The organism is Shewanella sp. DNRA4 (assembly GCF_012843185.1).
GTDB lineage: Bacteria > Pseudomonadota > Gammaproteobacteria > Enterobacterales > Shewanellaceae > Shewanella > Shewanella xiamenensis.
On sequence record NZ_JABAIP010000014.1, the window covers coordinates 1 to 20,960 of the forward strand.

The 20,960-nt window shown below is 48.9% G+C and carries 21 protein-coding genes; 12 read left to right on the top strand and 9 right to left on the bottom strand.

Going from position 1 to position 20,960, the window contains the following annotated elements; translation table 11 throughout:
- Positions 1-555 precede the first annotated feature (555 nt).
- The 3 genes from HG547_RS15560 to HG547_RS15570 form a co-directional block, all read right to left on the bottom strand.
- Positions 556-2,262 carry an amidase gene (locus tag HG547_RS15560; RefSeq protein WP_169548333.1) on the bottom strand — a complete coding sequence of 569 codons (1,707 nt, stop codon included), beginning with the start codon at positions 2,260-2,262 and terminating at the stop codon, positions 556-558.
- Between the two features lie 73 nt (positions 2,263-2,335).
- On the bottom strand, positions 2,336-3,448 hold the full coding sequence (gene aguA / locus HG547_RS15565) for an agmatine deiminase (protein WP_169548334.1): 1,113 nt from the start codon (positions 3,446-3,448) through the stop codon (positions 2,336-2,338).
- Positions 3,449-3,616: 168 nt separating this feature from the next.
- Positions 3,617-3,817, bottom strand: coding sequence for a YheV family putative zinc ribbon protein (locus tag HG547_RS15570; protein ID WP_011071175.1), 201 nt, complete (start codon positions 3,815-3,817; stop codon positions 3,617-3,619).
- A gap of 276 nt (positions 3,818-4,093) precedes the next feature.
- Between HG547_RS15570 and HG547_RS15575 the strand changes: the two genes are divergently transcribed.
- Complete coding sequence (locus HG547_RS15575) at positions 4,094-6,007, top strand: ABC transporter ATP-binding protein (protein ID WP_169548335.1); 1,914 nt, start codon at positions 4,094-4,096, stop codon at positions 6,005-6,007.
- 35 nt (positions 6,008-6,042) lie between these two features.
- Positions 6,043-6,504 (top strand): DUF2390 domain-containing protein, encoded by a 462-nt coding sequence (locus tag HG547_RS15580; protein WP_169548336.1) that lies wholly within the window; start codon positions 6,043-6,045, stop codon positions 6,502-6,504.
- 252 nt (positions 6,505-6,756) lie between these two features.
- On the opposite strand, the gene HG547_RS15585 is transcribed toward HG547_RS15580, so the two are convergent.
- Positions 6,757-7,164: a GFA family protein gene (locus HG547_RS15585; RefSeq protein WP_169548337.1), complete on the bottom strand. Its 408-nt coding sequence runs from the start codon at positions 7,162-7,164 to the stop codon at positions 6,757-6,759.
- A gap of 88 nt (positions 7,165-7,252) precedes the next feature.
- A complete protein-coding gene (locus HG547_RS15590) occupies positions 7,253-7,588 on the bottom strand; it encodes a helix-turn-helix domain-containing protein (protein ID WP_037414574.1) in 336 nt (111 codons plus the stop codon).
- Between the two features lie 102 nt (positions 7,589-7,690).
- Between HG547_RS15590 and HG547_RS15595 the strand changes: the two genes are divergently transcribed.
- A complete protein-coding gene (locus HG547_RS15595; RefSeq protein WP_169548338.1) occupies positions 7,691-8,473 on the top strand; it encodes an SDR family oxidoreductase in 783 nt (260 codons plus the stop codon).
- Between the two features lie 70 nt (positions 8,474-8,543).
- Complete coding sequence (locus HG547_RS15600; protein ID WP_055648274.1) at positions 8,544-9,203, top strand: cupin domain-containing protein; 660 nt, start codon at positions 8,544-8,546, stop codon at positions 9,201-9,203.
- A gap of 70 nt (positions 9,204-9,273) precedes the next feature.
- Here HG547_RS15600 and HG547_RS15605 read toward each other — a convergent pair whose 3' ends face one another.
- Together HG547_RS15605 and HG547_RS15610 are read right to left on the bottom strand one after the other, a co-directional pair.
- Complete coding sequence (locus HG547_RS15605) at positions 9,274-10,869, bottom strand: GMC family oxidoreductase (protein ID WP_037429037.1); 1,596 nt, start codon at positions 10,867-10,869, stop codon at positions 9,274-9,276.
- 46 nt (positions 10,870-10,915) lie between these two features.
- Complete coding sequence (locus HG547_RS15610; protein ID WP_047539290.1) at positions 10,916-11,422, bottom strand: hypothetical protein; 507 nt, start codon at positions 11,420-11,422, stop codon at positions 10,916-10,918.
- 111 nt (positions 11,423-11,533) lie between these two features.
- On the opposite strand from HG547_RS15610, the gene HG547_RS15615 reads away from it, so the two are divergent.
- From HG547_RS15615 to HG547_RS15625, 3 genes are all read left to right on the top strand, one after another.
- Positions 11,534-12,517, top strand: coding sequence for a hydrolase (locus HG547_RS15615; protein ID WP_055648272.1), 984 nt, complete (start codon positions 11,534-11,536; stop codon positions 12,515-12,517).
- Between the two features lie 9 nt (positions 12,518-12,526).
- On the top strand, positions 12,527-12,772 hold the full coding sequence (locus HG547_RS15620) for a YheU family protein (protein WP_055648271.1): 246 nt from the start codon (positions 12,527-12,529) through the stop codon (positions 12,770-12,772).
- 85 nt (positions 12,773-12,857) lie between these two features.
- Entirely contained in the window at positions 12,858-13,745 is an 888-nt protein-coding gene (locus tag HG547_RS15625) for a phosphoribulokinase (protein WP_011071167.1), read from the top strand.
- A gap of 513 nt (positions 13,746-14,258) precedes the next feature.
- On the opposite strand, the gene HG547_RS15630 is transcribed toward HG547_RS15625, so the two are convergent.
- Together HG547_RS15630 and pepB are read right to left on the bottom strand one after the other, a co-directional pair.
- Complete coding sequence (locus HG547_RS15630; protein ID WP_169548406.1) at positions 14,259-14,756, bottom strand: GNAT family N-acetyltransferase; 498 nt, start codon at positions 14,754-14,756, stop codon at positions 14,259-14,261.
- 210 nt (positions 14,757-14,966) lie between these two features.
- Positions 14,967-16,259 carry an aminopeptidase PepB gene (gene pepB / locus HG547_RS15635; RefSeq protein ID WP_055648270.1) on the bottom strand — a complete coding sequence of 431 codons (1,293 nt, stop codon included), beginning with the start codon at positions 16,257-16,259 and terminating at the stop codon, positions 14,967-14,969.
- Positions 16,260-16,489: 230 nt separating this feature from the next.
- Here pepB and sfsA point away from each other — a divergent pair, with 230 nt between their 5' ends.
- From sfsA to folK, 5 genes are all read left to right on the top strand, one after another.
- Entirely contained in the window at positions 16,490-17,194 is a 705-nt protein-coding gene (gene sfsA, locus HG547_RS15640) for a DNA/RNA nuclease SfsA (RefSeq protein WP_055648269.1), read from the top strand.
- A gap of 163 nt (positions 17,195-17,357) precedes the next feature.
- Positions 17,358-17,801, top strand: a complete 444-nt coding sequence (gene dksA / locus HG547_RS15645) for an RNA polymerase-binding protein DksA (RefSeq protein ID WP_037414555.1) — start codon at positions 17,358-17,360, stop codon at positions 17,799-17,801.
- Between the two features lie 139 nt (positions 17,802-17,940).
- Complete coding sequence (gluQRS, locus tag HG547_RS15650; protein WP_047540833.1) at positions 17,941-18,837, top strand: tRNA glutamyl-Q(34) synthetase GluQRS; 897 nt, start codon at positions 17,941-17,943, stop codon at positions 18,835-18,837.
- Positions 18,838-19,120: 283 nt separating this feature from the next.
- Positions 19,121-20,422: a polynucleotide adenylyltransferase PcnB gene (locus HG547_RS15655; RefSeq protein WP_231640407.1), complete on the top strand. Its 1,302-nt coding sequence runs from the start codon at positions 19,121-19,123 to the stop codon at positions 20,420-20,422.
- Positions 20,422-20,910, top strand: a complete 489-nt coding sequence (gene folK / locus HG547_RS15660; RefSeq protein WP_047539687.1) for a 2-amino-4-hydroxy-6-hydroxymethyldihydropteridine diphosphokinase — start codon at positions 20,422-20,424, stop codon at positions 20,908-20,910. The genes HG547_RS15655 and folK overlap by 1 nt, the downstream gene beginning before the upstream one ends.
- Positions 20,911-20,960 lie beyond the last annotated feature (50 nt).

Sequence of the window (20,960 nt, forward strand, 5' to 3'; positions counted from 1 at the left end):
GAGAAGCACTAAAGTGGAGGGCTAATAGATGAGATTTTGTAGGGTAACTCTTTCGTAAAGTCCAGAACGAATAAACGTGTGCTAACAAGCTTTGGGGCAATAGCTTTTTAGCTAAACGAGCAGCGAGAGGGTTAGTTAAGATTGGCATTGTTGCACCAGTGACCGTCTAAAACATGGATGTTTTAGTAGAGCCCTCAGGGACGAGTTCACGGCGTGTCACTGGGGAAGCAATGTCAATTAATGCGTAATGCGCGTAGCTCAACTGTCTTGCTTTGGGGCAAAAACATTTTATCAAAGGCTGCGTATTGATGAGATTGCTGCCATTTAGTGTGATTCTTAATTGCTTGGTATAAGACCGTATTCCTCTCACACAGTAGCAAACAGAAGTGAATGGCAATATATCGTATCAGGCTTTTGTTAGCATAAAAAAACGGGATTGGCACTTTAAGACCCATCCCGTTTTTATAACTCTATACTTTGCCGTTATATGGGGCTAAATCTCTAGCAAGATAAATCCCTAAGATTAAGCTAAGTCTATATTTGTCAGTTTAGCGCTTATTGACTCAGTTTTGGTGTACGCGGCGGAATAATGCGCCTGTTACCTGTTGACTCAAATGCACCGGCAAATTTAAGCAGATTATTATCGTCGTAGGCACGGCCCGCAAAGGTCAAACCCACTGGCATGCCAATATCAGCCATCACGCCCATAGGCACAGTCACAGTTGGTACGCCTAAGTGGCGAATCGCAAGGTTTCCGTTAGCCACCCAAACCCCGTTACTCCACGCAATATCGGCAGAGGCTGGATTCACATGGGCATCGGCAGGCCCCACATCGGCCACCGTTGGGAACAGCACGGCATCAAGCTTTAGCCCGTCCATCCAATCTTCAAGGTCCAGCTTACGGGTCTTTTCTAAACCACGCAGACCATCGGGAATACTGTCGATCTGTTCGAAGGATTTAAGGCCACGCTTAGCCATGTTGACGTACTCTTCCATGCCTGCCGCTAAGTCACCTTCACGATTTGGCAAGGTGCCAAGATCATGGGGGAATATCAAATGCCCCACCACATCTTCAAGCTTGTTGAGTTTAGGGTCATTGTTAGCACGCAGGAATTCATCGAACGCCCAACCTGAGAGTTCCCATAACTCATCATGCAGGAACTGAGGTGTAACGATACCACGGTTAAACACCGTCGGCGCACCAGGGCGGTCGCCTTCGCAATTGGAAACCAGCGGAAAATCCACTTCAACCACTTCGGCGCCAGCGGCTTCTAAGGCTTTACGCGCGGCTTCCCACAGATCGATCACCGATTGGCGGGTATGGATCCGTTGACCCGTTGGGCCGCCAATACCCGGATTTTCGCTGGTGCCAGCCAATTCATCTTTATTGATGTACATACGCGGCACACCAAAACGCTTACCCTTAAGCGTATCGGCGCTAGCCGCCAGCGCTAGATAGGATTCTGGGCGAACTGTCGATGCTTTAGGGATTTTAACCCAAGGTTGTAGACGCCAGAGATCGCCACGGGTGATTGGGTCGTCGGCCACAATCACATCGAGCACTTCGAGCATATCCGCCATTGTGCGGGTATAGGGCACAACCACATCCATGGTCGGGGTTAGCGGCCAGTTACCACGCACGGAAATCACGCCGCGAGACGGCGTATAGGCACACAAACCATTATTGGACGCAGGGCCACGACCACTCGACCATGTCTCTTCGGCAAGACCGAAAGCAGAATAACTTGCCGCCGTGCCAGTGCCCGCCCCATTGGAAGAACCCGAAGCAAACGGTGCTGTAAGATAATCAGCATTGTATGGGCTTTCAGCGCGGCCATAGTGACCACGCTGCATGCCGCCATTCGCCATGGGAGGCATATTGGTTTTGCCTAGGCAAATGGCACCCGCAGCGCGTAGGCGCTCGACGGCAAAAGCATCGTACTGGGCCACTAAATCTTTAAAGGCTGGGCTGCCAGACGCAGCCGTCAGTCCCTTCACCAAATAGCTGTCCTTAGCGGTGTAAGGAATACCATCAAGCGGGCTTAAGGTTTCACCTCGAGCGCGGCGCGCATCTGAGGCTTCAGCTTCTTTCAGCGCATCGGGATTGTGCACCACTAACGCATTGAGCTTAGTTTTTGTCGCAGGGCCGTCATAGGCCTCAACCCGCTCGAGATACGATTTCACCAACTCCACTGCGGTGGTACGGCCAGATTCGAGCGCTGCACGCAGCTCGGCAATAGAAACTTCAGTGACTTCAAACATCTTACGCCCTCCCGCAGAAAGCCAATTGTGGTGTATTAACAGTGACATCAATCGTCATGCTGTTCTCCTTGGGTTACTTTCCAGCAGGGATTTGCTGAGTAATACAATGGATATTGCCGCCACCTAATAAAATCTCACGGGCGGGCACCCCCACAATCTCATGCTCAGGGAAAATTTCTTGCAGTTTTTGGGCAGCGATATCATCGGTTGCTGGGTCAAGCAGCGGGAATACGATGCGATGATTGGTGATTAAAAAGTTCACATAAGAACCCGCTAAACGCTCACCTGCCGTGCGTGGCACACCAGTGCCTTCAGTAACACCTTTTGATTCTTCTTCGCTGCAATACAGCGGCCCTGGTTGTGGCAACAGATGGATTTTTAACTTACGACCTTGGGCATCCACAGTATTTTGCAGCACTTCGAGCGCGGCTTTTGAACGTGGATATTGTGGATCCGATTCATCATCAGTCCAGTGCAGAATGACTTCACCAGGACGGGCAAAACAGCACATATTATCGATATGGCCATCGGTCTCATCCATATAAACGCCATCTTGTAACCAGATAAACTGCTTAACATTCAAATAGTCACGCAGTAAGTCTTCAATCTGTTCTTTTGTCAGCTCAGGGTTACGGTTGGCGTTGAGTAAACATTCGGCACTCGTCATACAGGTGCCTTCACCATCGACATGGATGGAGCCACCTTCAAGGATCAGCGGCGCGCGATAACGGGCAAAACCATGCTGTGCAAGCATTTGCTGCGCGACTTGCTCGTCCTTATCCCATGGAAAGTACAAACCACCGTTATGGCCGCCCCAAGCATTAAAGCCCCAGTCAACACCGCGGCATTCGCCCTCGACATTAACGACCACAGTTGGCCCTGTATCGCGAGCCCAGCAATCGTTACTGTCCATTTCAACCAAGGTAACGTGGGATGGCATTACCGTTTTGGCTTCGGCTAAAAAGGCTTTAGGGACACCCATATACACTGGCGTTGCCGCGCCAATCGCATCGGCCACCTTAGCGAAAGTCGCCTGAGCATACGCACCCGCAGCGCGCCAGTTATCAGGACGATAGGGCCAAATCATCCATACGGCTTGCTGCGCCGCCCATTCGGCGGGCATATAAAAACCATCTTGTGATGGCTTAGTCGTTAACGGCGTGACATCCACATTCACGTTTGTCATGAGTTTTGTCTCCAGTAATGCTGAAATCGATAAGGGTGTACGCCCCTAAAATAGGACGACAGAATACAGTTATATCAGCCCTACAACGATGCGAGGGCCATTGGCAGCGGTTAATAAAATCTCTTACATACTTTGCCAGCACGTGTTTGGCGCTTCATAAAGATGAGCCTAGTCGGGTTTAAACACCCCAATGACGGCGCCCGTGGCTTTTTCGGTCACTTTGATATCGGTTTGCTGCTCACGATAATCACAGTCAGTACATTCTACGGTTTCGATACCGTTTTCTTTAAACAGCAAAATGCTGTCTTTCGCGCCGCACTTAGGGCATTTTGCGCCAGCAACAAAGCGTTTTTTTATTTTAGTGGTCATGATACAAACCTATAAATGGCTACGCGCCCAGCGATAAGCGAATCATCGGCGTTAAGGCGAAAATGTGGCGCTATTTTGCCATACTGCCCAGCTATTGCCAGTCCTTGAATAAACTTGTGCTGCCATACTCCCTGACCACGCGGTAGATCGCTATCGCACTAGGCCATAAAAAGTCGAAGAAATACGCAGCAACTCGGCCTAAGTTGTGGTTTGCCATGAGCTTGTACGTTATCATCACAACCCTTACTCATTCATGATATGACCAAGTTGTAGTTAATGATCAGCATCAACCAAGCACAATTAATCCGTGGTAGCAAAACCCTGCTCGACGAAGCCTCTCTGACCATCTATCCCGGCCATAAGGTCGGCCTAGTGGGCGCCAACGGCACGGGTAAATCCTCACTGCTCGCATTAATTATGGGTCACCTGAGCTTAGATAAAGGCGAGTTTAGTATGCCTTCGGGTTGGCAGATTGCCAGCGTCGCCCAGGAAACCCCTGCTCTCGAAATGTCTGCACTTGAATATGTGCTTGATGGCGATAAAGAATATCGCCAGCTTGAGGCTGATCTGCATATTGCACAGGAACATAATGATGGCCATGCCATTGCTACCTTGCACGGTAAAATCGATGCCATTGGCGGTTATGCTATTCGCGCCCGCGCCGGAGCCCTGCTTGCAGGTTTAGGCTTTAGCGAAGCCGAGCAAAATAACCCAGTGAAAAGTTTTTCGGGCGGTTGGCGGATGCGCCTCAACTTAGCCCAAGCACTACTGTGCCGCTCGGACTTACTGCTGCTCGACGAACCGACCAACCACTTAGACTTAGATACCATGTACTGGCTCGAAGGTTGGATTAAGTCCTATCAAGGCACGCTGATTTTAATCAGCCACGATAGGGATTTTATCGATGAAATCGTTGATGAAATCGTCCATGTCGAAAATCAAAAACTCAACTTCTACAAAGGCAACTACAGTGCCTTTGAACGCATCCGCGCTGAACGTATGGCACAGCAACAGGTCGCCTTTGAACGCCAACAAAAAGAACGGGCGCATATGCAGTCTTTTGTTGACCGCTTCCGCTATAAGGCCAGTAAAGCCAAACAAGCGCAGAGCCGCTTAAAGGCGCTGGAGCGGATGACTGAGCTGTTACCATCTCAAGCAGATAGCCCGTTTTATATGGAGTTTCGCCCGCCTGAAGCCCTGCCCAATCCGCTGATTAAGATGGAGCAAGTGGCGGTGGGTTATGGCGCTAAGCAAATCCTCAGCAAAGTGCATTTAAACTTAGTGCCTGGAGCGCGCATTGGGTTGCTCGGCCGTAACGGTGCGGGTAAATCAACCCTAATCAAGCTGTTATCGGGCCAGTTATCACCGATGACCGGATTGTATGAGCCCAATCCCGGCCTGAATATCGGTTACTTTGCCCAGCATCAAATCGAATTTTTACGCTTAGACGATACGCCGCTGCAACATTTAGTGCGCCTTGCGCCTAATGCCCGCGAGCAGGAATTGCGTAACTTCCTCGGTGGTTTTGGCTTTAATGGCGATATGGCACTCTCGCCAGTGCGCCCCTTCTCGGGAGGCGAAAAAGCCCGTTTAGTGTTGGCATTATTGGTATGGCAACGGCCCAATCTGTTGCTGCTTGACGAACCAACCAACCATTTAGATTTAGAGATGCGCCATGCGCTCACTATGGCATTGCAAACCTTTGAAGGTGCAATGGTGATCGTATCGCACGACCGCCATTTATTGCGCTTAACCTGTAGCGACTACTATTTGGTTGACCAAGGTGAAGTACAAGCCTTTGATGGCGATCTTGACGATTACCACCAATGGTTACTCGATGCCGCAAAAGCCGCCAGTGCCAACCAAACGGCCAACAGCGATGACACCAAACCCGCTGTCGATAAGAAGCAGCAAAAGCGCTTAGAAGCAGAGCTACGCCAAAAGGTGTCACCACTTAAACGCAAACAGGCGAAGCTTGAAACCGATCAGCAAAAGCTCAGTGAGCGGCTCGCCGAACTGGAGCATTTGCTGGCCGATAGCGAATTATATGATCAAGACAATAAAGCCAAGCTCACCTCGGTACTCAGTGAGCGCACCAGCTTGACACAAACGCTAGAAGAAAGTGAAATGCAATGGCTTGAGCTACAAGAAGAAATTGATGCAATAGAACTTGAGTTAATGGGCCAATAACCGGTCTGCTGGCGCCTAATTGACAAGGAAGCCGTATGTCGAATGTAACCCCGCTAGACAGCCAAATTTGGCATTGGTGTGATATGAGCTATGGGCAAAACAAAGTGCTTTGCCTTGAGCTTCAGGATAATTGTCAGGTAAATGTGAATCTATTACTGCTAGCGCAGTATTTAGATCTCACCAGTGATGTGGCGGGGCCGCGGGAATATTCAACCGAGCAATGGCAACAACTCGTCAATGCAGTATGGGAATGGGATGAAAAGTTTCTCACCCCCTATCGCCGTTTGCGTCGTCTCGCCAAAGCCAGCCTGAATGCAGCAGAATATCAGCAAATGCTCGATGTTGAGTTGATGATGGAACGCAAGGCGCAGCGCACCATTTTACATGCCGTCAATGATTTATCGCCTAGCGGTCAACAAACCAATCTCGTGAGTTACCTCGCGCTATTTGGTTTATCCGCTGCGGATGTTATTGCGCTAGATCTTATCGCACCTTAACTGGCCTCACGCACAGCTTACTTAACCTGAACTCGGGATAACGAGTGTCGGAAAAATCTAAATTTAACAATCAAAATCAATGCTATAAATGATTTTTTTGAAAAGAAGAATCTTTTTCTGACTGAATGCGCAGATTTTTGCGCATATCAAGGCGCTCTGTCGTATGCCATAGCGAGCTATGGTTAGACAGAGCAACGCAGAGAGGCCCGAAAAGATGCCTATTCAGCGGCTCTACTTATCCCGAGCTCAGGTTTACTTAGTGCGAGCTTGAGGATAACGCTGGCAGTTATCCTCAATCTTAAGCCAGCTCAGCTGCTGCTCAGTATAAATATGATAATTAGGCTGCACTGAATTTGGATCATCTAAGCTGGCGATCGTTAGGGTGAGATAGTCGGGATACTCAGTGTGCCTAAAGGTCAGTGAGCAGCCACATTGGGCGCAAAATCCGCGCCTTACAAATTCTGATGAGGCAAACTCAGTGACGTTGCCCTTAAGCCATGTCACCTGCGACACCTTAAAATCCATCCATGCACCAAAGGCTGCCCCAATACTCTTTTGACACATGCGGCAGTGACAATAATCCGCATCGAAGGGCTTGCCCTCAATCCGATAACGAATCGCTCCGCATAAACAGCCGCCCTCTTGCAAGATCTTAGACATACCCATTAACCCTCACCAAACAGAGCAAAAAACTAATACATTAAGTTTCCTTGATTATCTTGTATAACAGACCAGTCAAGACAGCTCATTACGCATCAATTTCTTGCTGCAATTTTTCCAGCTCATCTAAAATATGCAGGAATTTTTGGCCAAACTCCGTCACTTGATATTCGACCCGCGGTGGTAATTCGTTATAAATGACCTTATCTAAAATGCCAAATTCAATGTTCTTTTTTAAACATTGATTCAATACCTTAGTGGAAAGTCCCTCGACTGAGCGCACCATTTCTCCAGGCCTTTGGATCCCATTGGCCAACAACTGATAAACCGTTAATGACCATTTGCAACCATAAATCGTCTCGACCATTCGGGCTGAGCGCTCAGGCGGCGATTTGCGAGAAATAATTTTTTCATTGTTATTCATAAAGATGTACCCAAAAGTACCTGCCTAACCAATTTGTACTTACTGTTCAGATAGTTATTGAGTCCATAAGATTACCACCTTGATAATACATAGGAGTAGCAAATGCAATTTAATACCTCAAATCTGGCCATTATTATTGGCGGTAGCAGCGGCATCGGTTTTGAAACCGCTAAACAACTGGTCAAGCAAGGTGTATCAGTGCTTATCGTGGGTAATCAACAAGAAAAACTCACCGCCGCCGTCGCTGCACTCAAACAGGAAAATACAATCCCCGAGTTACAGGTCGAGGGGTTTCAAGCCAACCTTTACCAAGCAGCGGATCTTAATCGACTCATTACACACATCAACCAACTCGAGCATAAGGTCGGCTATCTCGTCAATGCGGCGGGGTATTTCAATCCCAAATCCTTTATTGACCACACTGAAACAGATTACGAACTGTATATGGGGTTAAATAAAGCGCTGTTCTGGATTACCCAAGCCGTGACCCACAAGATGATCGATGCGGACGGTGGTAGTATAGTGAACATAGGGTCGATGTGGGCAAAACAAGCGGTTAAAGCCACGCCTTCGTCGGCGTATTCGATGGCCAAAGCCGGGTTACACGCATTAACCCAACACTTAGCGATGGAACTGGCGGACAAGCATATTCGCGTCAATGCGGTTTCACCTGCGGTGGTCAATACGCCAATCTATAACGCTTTTATTCCAAAGGAAGAGCGAGACCAAGTGCTTGCAAGCTTTGATGCTTTTCATCCAATTGGACGAGTCGGCACTCCTGCCGATGTGGCAAATAGCGTGTGCTTTTTGTTATCCAATGACACCAGCTGGGTAACAGGTGCAATTTGGGATGTTGATGGCGGCGTGATGGCAGGACGCAACTAAATTCGCGAGTTAATGCACTGCGAGCGACACACAACTAATCATTAGAAAAGGTTAAATCAGGTCTAACACTATGCTTAATATGAACTTTAGTGAACGTATCGTTATTGATACTGAGCAGCAACCTTGGTTGCCAAGCCCTGCTCAAGGGGTGTGGCGTAAACCACTGGAGCGGGAGGCTAAGGAATCAGGGCACACCACCAGCATAGTCAAATATGACGCGGGCTCGCAGTTTACGACCCACCAGCATCCGCAGGGCGAAGAAATCCTTGTGCTCGAAGGGGTATTTTCCGATGAAAACGGTGATTATCCCGCGGGCAGTTATCTTCGCCATCCACCCGGGAGCCAACATGCTCCTTTTAGCCAAACAGGTTGCGTGATTTTCGTAAAACTTAACCAATTCGATCCGCGAGATCTCGAACTGATCAGAATGAATACTCAGCAGACACCATGGTTACCGGGTATTGGTGGCTTACAAGTCATGCCGTTACACGAGTTCGAGCACCAACATACCGCATTAGTGAAATGGCCTAAGGGAGAAAAATTTCAACCCCATCGGCATTTTGGTGGCGAAGAAATCTTAGTGTTATCGGGCAAGTTTCAAGATGAGCTAGGTGAATATCCGCGCCACACATGGATACGCAGCCCCCATATGAGCGGCCATTTTCCTTTTGTCGAAGAGGAAACCATTATCTTAGTAAAAACTGGCCATTTACCCATTAGCGCCATGTAACGCTAGCAGACGACTCATTAGGCTTAGACCGCATAAGTGTTAGCGACTGACTTATGCGGCCGAGGAAATATCAACTTTTGCCATCGGTGAGCTTTTGCGCCAGCGCGGTGGCATTGCGTGCGGTGATGCCGTAAATCGACAACTGTGGGTTTGCACCTAAGCTAGTCGGGAAGATAGAACCGTCCATCACCGACAGATTATCCAAATAATGTGACTGCCCATAGCTATTGACCATAGAGAGCTTTTCATCTTCGCCGAATGGACAGCCACCCATCACATGGGCCGAGGCCACCACCGTCTTTAGCGGCGCTAAGTCCATTTGGGCAATGCTCTCTTTCGCTTCCTTCCATGACGACAAATAGGGCATACCATCGCTGATAGGCAGCACTTTTAATGCGCCTGCAGAAAATTGCAATTCGGCCATGCTGGCGTAGGCTCGCCGCGCTGCCCGCCAAAAAGCGTCGGTTAATGGATAATCTAACGTAAAGCCTGTTGGGGTTAAATGCACTTGCCCGCCTTGACTGTCGGGATGATAACCGTCGCGAACCAAGGCGATAGTCACCTGCAACTGATTAAACTGCGCCATCAACTCAGCATGGCTTAATCCATAACCTATGGTCTTAGAGGCGATCAAAATAGGATGCACTGGCGGCACTTCGAGCTTGTAACCTAACTCGCCATCTGCGCCATTTTTCCAAACAAACTCATCGGAATAGATAGATTGAGGTGCGCCGCTGTGGGCGTTAATCGCATCGGCAAATACGCCGCCAGAAAGCACTGTGGGATGTAAAAAGGTTCGTTTACCCAATAACTGATAGGGATCGGGCACCTCGGAGCGCATCATTAAGGTCGGCGTGTGGATAGCGCCAGCGCTTAAAATATAGTGTTTGGCTTTAAACAGCAGCTCAACCGCAGTCGGCCTTAAATTAACGTCGAGCGCCTGTGCCTTGAGGGCAAAGACTTGGCCATTATGATGTTCAATCTTAACGACTTTGGCACGGCTAATCAGCTGTGCGCCTTTCTCTAATGCACTCGGAATTGTCGTTACTAGCATCGACTGTTTGGCATTGACTGGGCAGCCCATCCCGCAATAGCCAGTATTCCAGCAGCCCGCCACATTGCGTTTAATGACGGTATAATCCCAACCTAGATTGATACAGCCTTGCTTGAGTGCGCCGTTATTACGGTTAGGTTCATAATTCCATTCGTGGATATTGAGCCGCTGCTCCATCTGCTCGAACCAAGGCGCGAGGGTTTCAGGATCGAGTCCGGCTACCGATTTATGCTGTGCCCAAAAGGCTAAGGCTTCCTTTGGTGTACGAATGGAGGTGGTCCAATTGATGGTCGTCGAGCCCCCCACGGCGCGACCTTGGAAAATACCAATCGCTTTATCGGCGGTTTTCATCGCCGCCGCCTGTTGATACAAATTCGGATACGCGACCCGCTCCTCCATATTAAAATCGCTGGAGGATTTAAGCGGTCCCGCTTCAATCATGATCACACTGAGCCCAGCTTGGGTGAGGATCTCCGCCGCTACGCCGCCGCCTGCGCCCGTGCCCACAATCACCACATCGGCTTCAAATTGTTGGTTTTCTTGCAGCTGACTGGCATCGGTATGTAACCAACCGGAATTTAAGCCTGTCACTATGGGATCTATGATTGCCACTTGGAATACTCCATCTTCACATTATTGTTATTATTAGAAATTTGGCCTATTTGAACAACTCAGGCTTGGCGTAGTGGAGTCGGCTCCAATGCTCAGGACAGGCGTAATAACTGGCCATCACTAATTCTCGCAGGCCTAAATAAGCCGTTTGCAATAACGCAAAGTAGCTGTGACGCCAAGTCTCGAGCATTTGGGTCAACTCGGCGGGAGAGCGCATTAACAGTGGCGTCATGCTTGAGGTAAGTAGCAATAATCCAAGGCGATTCTCGAGCATATCGAGTAGTTCAAATAACTCTGACTGCTGTTCATCTGGCAACACAGCGATCGATTGTTTAATGGCATCTAAGGTGCGATTTTGCGCCGCCACCTTATGGGTTGCCACATCAGGCAAAGCCCCATCAAGCATCACAGGCAACAGCACACTGAATAATAAGCGGTAGTCTTTCCCCTCGCCTTCATCGGGTAGACTAAATTCGGGAGAATAAAGATTCACCCCTAGGGCTATCGCCGCTGTACCAGCAAACGCGCCCAGTAAAAAGGTTCGTCTATTCATCAATGTCTCCCCAAGACGCTTAGTGTTAAATTACTGTGCTACAATGACCGCGAACCTAAATTAAACACACGTTTTAATTTTCAGCAATAGTTGATGCCAAGATAAGATCCCATGCCAAACGCTTTTACACCGCCTTGGTGGGCCAAAAGTCCCCATGTACAAACCATTTTGCCCGTATTCACTAAAGTGGCCAAACCTGTGCTTGAGCGACAGCGACTCGAGCTTCCCGATGGCGATTTTATCGATTTAGATTGGCAAACTAGGCCAGAAATCGGTAAACCCATTGTGGTTATCATTCATGGATTAGAGGGTAGTGCCCAGTCCCATTATGCCAGACGCATTCTGCAAGCCTGTAAAGAACAAGAGTTAGCCGCCGTGGTTCACCATCATAGAAGCTGCTCAGGTGAAGCCAATCGTCTCGCCCGCAGTTACCACAGTGGCGACACCGACGATTTGCAGTTTAGCCTAAGCCAGCTGCAACAAACCTATCCGCAATCACCTTTATTGGCAGTAGGTTACAGCTTAGGCGGCAATGTATTAACCAAATATCAAGGCGAATATCAAGAGCACAGCCTGTTGAGTCGCGCTGTAGTCGTGTCGGCGCCGCTGCAATTATCGGCCTGTGCAAAACGCTTAGAGAATGGTTTTTCAAAGGTGTATCAAAGCCATTTAATCAAGCAGTTACAATATAAGGTCAATCAAAAGCTTAATGATCCAGAGCTTGCTGGCACTATGACCTTGACCCCAATCCAAGTTGCTAATCTCAATACTTTTTATGACTTTGACGATAAAGTCACCGCCCCGCTCCATGGATTTTTAGGTGTAGAAGATTACTATACCCGCGCCAGCGGCTTACCCTTTGTTAGCCGAATCACTAAGCCTACGCTAATTATGCATGCCAAGGACGATCCCTTTATGACGGATGAGGTCATCCCGCATCCCAGCCAGCTTTCCGAACATGTGGAATATGAGTTACATGCCCATGGCGGCCATGTTGGTTTTATCGAAGGCGGCACGCCATGGAAGCCACGCTATTATTTAGAGCGGCGCATTTTAGACTTTTTACTCGCCAATGATGCGTCATCGGCACCTTAAGGAACCCGAATGCTTATCCCCTATGATGCCTTACTCCAACTTCCCAAAGAGACCTTAGTCAATTTGCTCCGCGAATATTTGTTAGGGCAAGTGGAAGATGGAAGTTTTACTAGCCTAGATGAGCAAGAACTATCAGGCGCAATTGTGCAATGCCAACAAGCACTTAAACAAGGTAAACTTGTCTTAGAATACAGTGAAGAGGATGAGTCCTTTGCCATTCGTCACGCTGACCAAGTGGCCAAACGGCAAGATTGACCATTAGTATCCCTGTGCCGTATAAATAGCTTATACGTTTTATCGCTCCCACTGAGCGGCTCTTTATGGTGCCTAGGTAGAAAAAATGTCAGCAAAACATCCAATTATTGCAGTTACAGGCTCATCTGGGGCAGGAACCACCACAACCACCACCGCCTTTAGTCATATTTTTCGCCAACTTGGAATCAATGCCGCCTTTGTAGAAGGGGATAGTTTTCATCACTATACCCGCGCAGAGATGGAAGTGATGATCCGTAAATCCCAAGCCGAGAATCGTAACCTGAGCTATTTTGGCCCCGAGGCCAATAACTTTGCCCGCCTAGAACAATGCTTTCGCGATTATGGCGCCACGGGCCAAGGTGAAACCCGCAGCTACTTACACACCTTTGACGAAGCCGTGCCCTTTAACCAAATGCCTGGCACCTTCACCCAATGGCGTCCACTGCCCGAAAACACCGATATGTTGTATTACGAAGGCTTACATGGCGGTGTGGTCACGGGCGATGCCAATGTGGCCCAGCATGTGGATTTGCTGATCGGCATGGTGCCTATCGTTAACCTAGAGTGGATCCAAAAGATTATTCGCGATACTTCGGAGCGTGGCCATAGCCGCGAAAAAGTCATGGGCTCGATTGTCCGCAGTATGGACGATTATATTAAGCATATGACGCCGCAATTTTCGCGCACCCATATCAACTTCCAACGGGTGCCGACGGTAGATACCTCTAACCCCTTCAGCGCCAAGGATATTCCGAGCCTTGATGAAAGCTTTGTAGTGATCCGTTTTCGCGGCATCAACAACGTCGACTTCCCCTATTATTTGAGCATGATCCAAGGCTCCTTTATGTCACGGGTTAACACCTTGGTGGTGCCGGGTGGCAAAATGTCCCTCGCAATGGAGCTGATCCTTACACCGCTGATTAAAGATTTGATGGAAAAACGCCAACAGCTTAATAGTCCGCAGGCGAACTGAGATAGCGTTAACGTTTGACTAAAGGCTAATGAAATAAAGCCTTTTTGAGCAATAGATTAAGTTTGATTTAAGCCATTGAAGTTAATCTTATTGGCATCGGGATTTCAGGCGAAAGAACGATAGTTGGCATACTCTTGGGAGTTAATTCCCCCATCTTGATCTGTTGATTCCCTTGAGTATGTCAGCAACCTTCAAAACAATTTTGAGCTGTTAACTCCACATCCATGCTTGATCTGTTGATTCCCTTGGGTATGCCAGCAACCCCATTCAGCGTTAAGTCTTAGCTGTTAATTCCACATCCATGCTTGATCTGTTGATTCCCTTGAGTATGTCAGCAACCACGCAACCCCATTCAGCGTTAAGTCTTAGCAGTTAATTCCACTTCAATGCTTGATCTGTTGATTCCCTTGGGTATGTCAGCAACGCTGAACCAAATAGCTTCTAGCAGCGAAGCGCTCTCGCAGTTGCGAAGCAACGCCCTAGATTCTAGCAGCAGCGTTTTTTTGCTGCGCCCTAGCAAACCAGATTTTTATACATCACCATACATTCCAAGGCGATACCGCGGGGTGAGCAATAGATAGACTCCTCCTCAAAACCTTCACCGCCGAAACCGCAGTGGCGATAAAATTCGACCGCATTTAAAGTAGATTCTAATCGCAATTGGGCGATGCCTAAGTTAAAGGCTTTTGTTTCAATAAATTGCAGTAACGACTTGCCGACACCTAAGCCCATCGCCTCGGGAGCAACGAACAGCGCCTCGACCTGAGCATAGGGTTCATCCAGCATGATGGTACCAACCAAAGTGCCTTCTTGAGTTTCATCATCAAGGATTTCAGCCACATAAAAATGTGCGCCCACCATACGACGAAAAGATTCGGTCAATTCGCCCTGCATCCAAATCTGCAAGTCATCTTGAGCATAAAATCCGGCGCAGCCTTTATTAATCGCCGCATTGCGAATGTCCCAGCAAGCCTTAGCATCTAATTGCGTTGCTTTACGTATCCTTAGCATAGTCATCCCGATAAATAGCCCAGGCCCTAGCTGTGGCCATAACCATAGCCAACCGCTAATACGCTGAATCATAAAATAAACATATAAAGACTCATACTGCCCACGCTTTAATTTTATGCAATAAAAAACCGCCCGAAGACGGTTTTAATACAATAAGAAGCTTTACTTGCAAGCTTAGCCGCAAAGGCAAACTCAGTCGCGAAAGCAATCTTAGCCTTTAATCAGCTCGCTGATGGTCAGCACGCCGTGGGTGGTCGCGCCAGCGCCCCATAGTGCAGAAGCCGAATCTTCGAAGGCGGCCGCTAAATCCACGTGTAGCCACTTGGCTTCTGGCGAAACGAAACGCCACAGGAAGCCGGCCGCATTCGAGGCACCGCCCGCACCACCGCCCTTCACTGGGCGGCTGTTTGCCGTGTCAGCATAGGCCGATGGACACATGTCTTTATGCCAAGGATCCAGTGGCAATGGCCATACACGCTCAGCTACTGTCGAAGCTTTTTGTTGCGCCAGTTGTAACACTTCTGTCTGTGGCGAAAAAATCGCGTTGTAGTTAGAGCCCACCGCCATCACAGCTGCGCCAGTTAAGGTTGCTGCATCGATAATAAAAGGAGCACCCGTCGCAGAAGCCGCTTGCAGACCATCGGCCAGCACTAAGCGCCCTTCGGCATCGGTGTTAACCACTTCAACTGTGACGCCATTTTTGTAGGTGAGGATATCACCCAGCTTATAGGCACGGCCGCTGATCAGGTTTTCAGCGCAGCAGAGGAATAATTTAACGCGTTTGTTCAGGCCCGATTTAATCGCTAAACCTAAAGCGGCAGTAACAGTGGCGGCGCCGCCCATATCACACTTCATGCCCAGCATGCCTTCAGAAGCTTTAATGCTGTAACCGCCGGAGTCGAAGGTAATCCCTTTACCGACTAAGGCAACAGATACTGGGGCATCGGCTGACAGCGGGTTAAAGTCTAGCTCTAACATTGCAGGTGGACGCTCACTGCCGCGACCTACAGCATGAATACCAATCCATTGCTCTGCTAATAATGCTTCACCTTCAATAATACGGTAACTGACCTTGGCACCACCGAGTTCGGCTAACCATTTGGCCGCTTGCTGCGCCAGTTTCACAGGAGACAGATTTTCAGGGGTATCGTTGATCAGTTGACGGGCAAATGTCGCCACGTCTAAGCGACGTTGTAATTCGGCTTGAACAGCTTCATCGCCGCACCATTGGATCTTGTAACCGGGCTTAGCTGTGGCAAACCCTTGGGCGAAGACCCATTGGCTATTTAGATCCCAAAGAGAACCCACCAATGCGACGGTATTAATCCCTTGATTACGTAATTTACGCGCCGCCATTTGAATTTGGCGTAGCTCATCGCCGCCACCTAAGTGGACTAATGCGCCTTCGGCATTGAAGGTCACATCGGCTTTGCCCCAATGGGCTGCGGGGGCATCTTTGGTTAACTCAACTCTCATCACTTCAGTCACTTTAAGTTCACTCATGAGGGGTCCTTATTTTAATTTGTTCTTGCTCTTATACCCATGCAAGTTGAGGTGAGACGTCCGGCATCCTCAGGCTTTTGGGGTATACATAGTACAACGGGGTTGGCGGCAGTTTACTGCCAGTGGCCCAGGACTGAAAGCCATCGGCCTAAGTTACCGAGGTAAAATCTGTAAACATTTGCGAAATTTGTTAGTCTTTGGCGCCAGAATCAACTAGCTACAGGGATCACATGCACTTTACTCCAGCACTGAAATCGGGAAAGCTACTTAAGCGCTACAAACGTTTTCTCGCCGATGTCCAACTCGAAGACGGCAGTGAAATCACCCTGCATTGCCCCAATACCGGTTCAATGCGTAACTGCCTGTTCCCCGGTGAAACCGTGTGGTTTTCCACGTCTAACAATCCTAAACGTAAATATGCCCATACATGGGAGTTGATGACCACGCCAACGGGTGGCCTTATCGGCATTCATTCGGGCAATGCCAACGCCCTAGTCGAGGAGGCACTTAATAAAGGTATTATCACTGAACTTAAAGGTTACGACAGCTTAAGCCGCGAAGTGAAGTACGGCGATGAAAATAGCCGCATCGATATCTTGCTTGAGGCTGCTCAAAAACCCGCCTGTTATATAGAAGTCAAAAGTTGTACTTTGCTCGAGGATGGCCAAGGTTATTTCCCCGATGCTGTGAGTCTTCGCGGCCAAAAACATCTACGGGAATTAATGCACATGGCCAGCCTTGGGCACAGAGCCGTCTTGCTATTTGTGGTGCAACATACTGACATTATGAGTGTGGCACCAGCGGCACACATTGACCCTGAGTATTCTAACCTATTGAAAAAAGCTATTTTATCAGGTGTAGAAGTACTAGCGTATCGCTGCGAAATATCCCCCGATGAGATACATCTGGCCCAATCATGCCCAGTCCGAGTATGATGTTAAGATTGAGTAAAATACTTTTTCATTTCAATTAGCGAAGGCAGTCAAAAAATTCTGTCAAGGTGAAACGAAAAATTTGCCTCGTTGTAAAGATTCTGATATAGATAGCGGCCGTTCTTAAGGACGCCCTACAAACGCAAATGATGACAGGAGATGCGTTATGCCTGAAGGCACCAAAAAACTTGGCGTACTCGCTATCGCAGGTGTAAGTCCCTACCAGGAAAAACCCGGTGAGGAGTATATGAACGCTAAGCAACTGGGTCACTTCAAGATCATTCTTGAAGCTTGGCGCAATCAGTTGCGTGAGGAGGTCGACCGTACTCTGAGTCATATGCAGGATGAAGCAGCAAACTTTCCCGATCCTGTAGACCGTGCAGCGCAAGAAGAAGAGTTCAGTCTCGAATTACGTGCGCGTGACCGAGAACGTAAACTGATCAAGAAGATCGAAAAAACTCTCCAGAAAATCGAAGAAGACGATTTTGGCTTCTGCGATTCTTGCGGTATCGAAATCGGCATTCGCCGTCTCGAAGCGCGTCCAACAGCCGATCAGTGTATCGACTGTAAAACGCTTGCAGAGATCAAAGAGAAGCAAATGGCGGGTTAATCGGCCATCCTAGGCGGGGAGTTCCCCGCCTACTTGTTTGTGCATCTTGCATAAACATCCTCTCGTTTCACTTCGCTTTTTTGTTAGTATCCCCCTAAAATACAGCCACTTTGACTGGTTATTCCTGCAAATTCCTATGATGGCGACTCACTCTTTCAACACTTCCGCTTTACATCCTTATGTTGGCCGTTTTGCGCCTTCGCCCTCAGGAGCATTGCATTTTGGCTCGCTAGTCGCCGCCCTTGGTAGTTATCTGCGGGCGCGCTCAGAGGGAGGAAAGTGGTTAATACGCGTTGAGGATATTGATCCACCTAGGGAAGTTGCAGGCGCCGCCGATGATATTTTACGCACCTTAGAGGCTTATGGTTTCGAATGGGACGATGCGGTGCTGTACCAGAGTGCGCGCACCGAGGCCTATCAGGCCAAACTCGATGAGTTACTCGCTGAGGATAACGCCTACTTCTGCCAGTGCAGTCGCAAACAGATTCAAGCCATGGGTGGGATTTACGATGGCCGCTGCCATCGGTTAGCCACGCCACATCACAGTGGTGCGGTTCGGCTAGTTAATCGCGCTCAAGTGGCCGAGTTTACCGATAACCTGATGGGAAAAGTGATTGTAGATCGGGCCTTTGCTGCTGAAGATTTTATTATCAAACGTAGTGATGGACTTTATGCCTATCAACTCGCCGTAGTGCTGGATGACGCCTACCAAGGCATTACCGAGGTGGTGCGGGGCTACGATTTAATCGAAGCCAGTTGTCGCCAATTAAGCTTATATCAAACCTTTGGTCTAACTGCGCCGCAGTGGTTGCACTTACCGCTCGCCAGTTTAAGTCCGGGTTTTAAGCTGTCAAAACAAAATCACGCGCAGGCTATCGATAAACAGCATCCGCAAGCGAGTCTCAATGCAGCCCTCGCCTTTTTGGGCCAAGCACCGGTAGAGCTCACAACTGCGCCGCAAATGCTGGCCCAGGCAGTGGCCCAGTTTCAATTGTCGGCAATCCCTAAACAGCGGGAAATCCTGATCGCCCCTTAAAGCCTGACGGGCAAGTTCTCGACCTAAAAGCATCATGTTATCAGCGCTAAGTCGTGGCATAGCTCAAAAATCGCGATATACCCATCGGGACGCAATTGGTATATCATAGCCGCCAGATTTTTAATCACATAACAGATACATTCCGAGGTGTCCCATTTTTCGCCGTATTAGCCAATTCTGCAAGCAGCTATTTGAAGACGCGCCTAAAACGACCGCTCCAACTCCAGCTCAGATTGAACCCCAAACGCCAGAACTTACTTCAGGCGGCTTAAGCTTGGCGATCGTGCCTCGGGATGCGCACACCATTTCCCGCAAGCAGATCAGTGAAAATGCGCTTAAGGTACTATATCGACTGAATAAAGCTGGTTTCCAAGCCTATTTAGTGGGCGGGGGTGTACGGGATTTGCTCCTTGGGCTTGAACCGAAAGATTTTGACGTAGTTACCAATGCAACGCCGGAAGAAATCAAAAAACTGTTCCGTAATTGCCGTGTTGTTGGTCGTCGATTCCGCCTTGCCCATATTGTGTTTGGCCGCGATGTGATTGAAGTGGCGACTTTCCGTGGCCACCACGGTGAAAGCAATGAAAAGATTTCCAAAGCCAATGCCGAAGGGCGTTTGCTCAGGGATAACGTGTACGGAGAAATCGACGAAGACGCCGAGCGCCGCGATTTTACCGTTAACGCCCTTTACTACGATATTAGCGACTACTCTATCCGCAGTTATGGCGGTGGGATGGAAGATCTTAAGGCTGGAACCTTAAAACTGATTGGCGATCCCGAAACCCGTTACCGCGAAGATCCAGTGCGTATGCTCAGAGCCGTGCGTTTTGCCACTAAGCTCAGCATGACAATCGATGAAGTAACTGCTAAACCAATCAAACAGTTAGCACCACTGCTCAAAGATATTCCTGCCGCCCGCATGTATGAAGAAGTGCTCAAACTCTTCTTCGCCGGCAAAGCCATGGCAAACTTTGAAATGATGCAGGAATATAAACTGTTTGCGCCCCTATTTCCTCAGGTTGACGCCCTATTAAAAGAAGCGCCTAAAGGTCCGGCAATGAAGATGGTGCAAGCCATCATGAAGAGTACGGATGATCGCGTTAATGAAGATAAGCCCGTCACGCCATCGTTTTTCTATGCGGCGATTCTCTGGTATCCACTGCGCCAACGCGCCGAAGATATTGCCGTTGAAAGTGGCCTTACTTTATACGATGCTTTTTTCGCCGCCATGGGCGATGTGATGGAGCAGCAATGCCAAACCATTAGTATTCCTCGCCGCTTTAGCACACCAGCCAAGGATATCTGGCAACTACAACTTCGCTTTGAGCGCAGCCAAGGCACGCGCGCCTTTAAACTGTTAGAGCATCCGAAGTTTAGAGCGGCATACGACTTACTGTTACTGCGTGGCGAAGTCGAAGGGGGCAATCTGGCCAAGAGTGCAGCCTGGTGGCAACAGTTTGTTGAAGCGGATGAAACCGAGCGTTTGGCGATTGCCCGCAGCGGTAATAAAGCCTCGAGCAGCCGTAATCGCAATTCACCTCAGCGTCGCCGTCGCCGCCCAAGTGCAGCCAAAGCCGAAGAATAATGACTCAAGTGTTTGTCGCCCTTGGAGCGAATCTTGAAGATCCCCAAGCACAGCTGGACAATGCCGTAGCGGCCTTGTCCACCTTGGCTGAAAATCAAAGTCTTAGGGTATCTCCCTATTACCGTTCAACGCCAATGGGTGAGGTTGTGCAACCTGACTATATCAATGCTGTCGCTGGCTTTGAAACTCAGCTGGCCCCGCTGGCCTTATTAGATGCACTGCAACACATTGAAAATACCCAAGGCCGTGTACGCCAAGAGCGTTGGGGGCCCAGAACATTAGATCTAGACTTACTCTTGTATGACAACGCCATTATCGATGAGCCCAGACTCAAAGTGCCGCACTACGGCATGAAAGAACGTAGCTTTGTGCTAGTTCCTTTAGCTGCCATTGCGCCCGATCTCGTGTTGCCCTGTAAAACGCCGCTACACAGCCTTATCAGTGAAAAATTCTTGGCCGAGTTACAACTACTGGGCAATGATCATTGAAGTCAGCCCCCAGTTAGCTTATAACACCACTTCCATTTGGTTTGAAGATC